Raw genomic sequence first — 2,956 nt, forward strand, 5'->3', positions numbered from 1 at the left:
CACAAAGCGCAGTGCGCCGGTGTCGATCTGGGCCTTGCTAAAGGTAGTGCCCACGTCGGCCTGGGTCAGATCTCTCCAGCCCGTGCCGTCGTTGAACTGCAGCGAGCCGTTCGCCGGCAGGCTGGTGAACTTGATACCCAGGTCGAGGCCGGGGTTGGCGGTTGGCTGGATGTTGAACGAGGCCCAGTCCAGTGCCACGGCGGTGTCTTCGGTGCCGCTGAGCTTGTTGCCCGCCACGCCGTTGTTGTCGCCATTGTCGCCGACCACCGGAGCATCGTTGTCGATGATGGCGGTGTTGACGCTGGCAGCCTGCGGGTTGACCACCAGGCTTTCGAAGTTATCGCCGGTTGGCGTGGCGATGGTGACCACGACGTTCTCGCGACCTTCGACCAGGCTGTCATCGACGATGGGCAGCTGGAACTGGACGCTGGTCTGGCCCTTCGGAATGGTCACGGTGATGCTGTCCTGACCTTGGTAATCGGCACGTGTCGCGCTGCCGCCGTAGGTCAGGTTCAGGGTCACCTGGGTGTCGGTGTTGGTCGGGTTGCTCAGGGTCAGGGTGTAGACGGCCGACTGGCCTTCGGTGGCCGACGCATCGCCGGTCAGGCCGATGGTGGTCACGTCGATGCTGTCGCCGACCGGGGTCACGACCGGAGTGGTGTTCGGGGTCAGTTGCTCGTAGGTGCCGCCGCTTACACCGGTGATTGCAGTGCTGACGGTATCAGCGCCCTTGTAGACATCGTTGCCGATGACATAGGACACCGAACCGCTGGTGGCGCCGACGGCAATGGTGATCACCTGGCTGTTGGACAGGGTCACCACCACGGGTGCGCCGGTCACCGGCGAATCGACGGTGGCGGTGTAGACGATGGTGCCGTTCTCGACAGCGCCGCCTGCTGGAACTTCGGCAGTGAGGACCACGTTGGTCACGTCGGTGACCGGGTCCACAATGACGTTCAATTGCTGGCTGACCGACGCCGGGTTCGCCGGGTCGGCGTTTTCGGTGGCGATGGCGGTGACGGTCAGGGCCACGGTGCCGTTGAAATCGGTCGGTGGGGTGAACGTCAGGGTGGTCAGATCCCAGTCGGTGATGTTGGCCGTGCCGTTGCCGCCGGCTTGGGCCGTGTAGCTGTGGCCAGCGGCGTCACGCAGTTCTGCACCGACTGGAATGCCGCTGATCTGCAGAACGTGCTGCTCGGAGCCGTCGCGCACATCGCCGAAGGAAACAACGATGGAGCTCAGCTGGATCGCGGTGTCTTCGGCGCCGTGGTTCAGTTCGTAGCCGGCGTAGTAGCCATCGCCATTGGCGTCGACGTGCGGAACCACATCGATACCCTGCTTGATGATGTCGCTGATATCGCTGTAGACCGGCACGCCGCTCTGGCCGATCGAGGTCGCAGGACCTTGGTCGACCGAGAGGTTCAGGCCGTAGAAGCCTGGGCCATTCTGGTTGTAGTGGTACAGGTCGATGCTGTAGTAGCCGGTTTCGGTCGGCGTGATGCTGCCGCTGTAGTCGCCCGAGGTTGGGTCGATACCTGCGCCCCAGTGAGCGCCGTCCAGGTCTTTGCCACCGACATTGATCAGCAGGCCGTCGTCGGCCTTGCCGCTGAAGGTGTAGACCTTGCCGGCTTCGAGGAAGATCAGGCCGGTGACCTTGGTCCCGGTGCCCTGCACGATGTTGGCGTCGCCCACATCGGAAATGATCACGCCCGGACGGCTGCCGGCCGCTTCGATGGTGGACTTGATCAGCGCAGGATCCGCGCCTTCGCCGTTGGTGCCCAGGCCCTGCAAGTCGGTGTAGGTGTACTTGATCAGGCCGGAGATGCCCTGGGCTACGGACAGCACGGGGACGTCAGCCACCGGCCTGATGTCGATGACCATGGTGCCCGGCTTGCCCACCAGGGCATCGACCGTCGGGGTGAAGGTGAAGTTGGCGTAATCGCTGCGCTGGTCGCCCGTGCCACCGTTGTTGTAGGCGTCGCTGCCCGACTCGTCGGCTACCGGGACAAAACGCAGTGCGCCGGTGTCGATCTGGGCCTTGCTGAAGGTGGTGCCCAGATCGGCCTGAGTCAGGTCTCTCCAGCCCGTGCCGTCGTTGAACTGCAACGAGCCGTTCGCCGGCAGGCTGGTGAACCTGATGCCCAGGTCGAGGCCGGGGTTGGCGGTCGGCTGGATGTTGAACGAGGCCCAGTCCAGTGCCAGTACGGTGTCTTCGGTGCCCGTCAGTTTGTTGCCTGGGACGCCGTCGTTGTCACCCACCACAGGAGCATCGTTGTCGATGATCGTGGTGTCGACGCTGGATGCCTGGGGATCGACCACCAGGCTTTCGAAGTTGTCGCCGGTCGGCGTGGCAATGGTCACCACGACGTTCTCGCGGCCTTCCACCAGGCTGTCATCGAGAATCGGCAGTTGGAATTGCACGCTGGTCTGGCCGCGCGGGATGGTCACGGTGATCGTATCCGGGCCTTGGAAGTCGCTGCGCGAAGCAGTGCCGCCGTAGCTCAGGTTCAGGGTGATCTGCGTGTCGACATTGGTCGGGTTGCTCAATGTCAGGGTATAAGTCGCTGACTGGCCTTCGGTGACCGACGCATCGCCGGTGAGGCCGATGGTGGTGACATCGATGATATCGCCGACCGGGGTCACGACTGGCGTGGTGATCGGGGTCAGCTGTTCGAAGTTGCCGCCGGTTACACCGGTGATTGCGGTGCTGACCGTGTCGGCGCCTATGTAGACGTCATTGCCCAGCGCATAGGAAACCGTGCCGCTGGTTTCGCCGACGGCTATGGTAATGGTCTGGCTGTTCGACAGGGTCACGACGACTGGTGAGCCAGTCACTGGCGCACCGACGGTGGCGGTGTAGAGGATGGTGCCGTTTTCCAGAGCGCCGCCAGCAGGGACGGTGGCGGTGAGCACGACGTTGGTGACGTCGACGCTATCGCCAACCGGAGTAACAACC

1 protein-coding gene is annotated in these 2,956 nt (G+C 63.6%); it reads right to left on the reverse strand.

The genetic code is table 11. The features are described from left to right. Positions 1-2,956, reverse strand: a 2,956-nt coding sequence (locus H7993_RS20655; RefSeq protein ID WP_280517423.1) for an immunoglobulin-like domain-containing protein, incomplete at both ends; no start/stop codon positions are given.

It is taken from the genome of Pseudomonas baltica (assembly GCF_014235765.1).
Taxonomy (GTDB): Bacteria; Pseudomonadota; Gammaproteobacteria; order Pseudomonadales; family Pseudomonadaceae; genus Aquipseudomonas; species Aquipseudomonas baltica.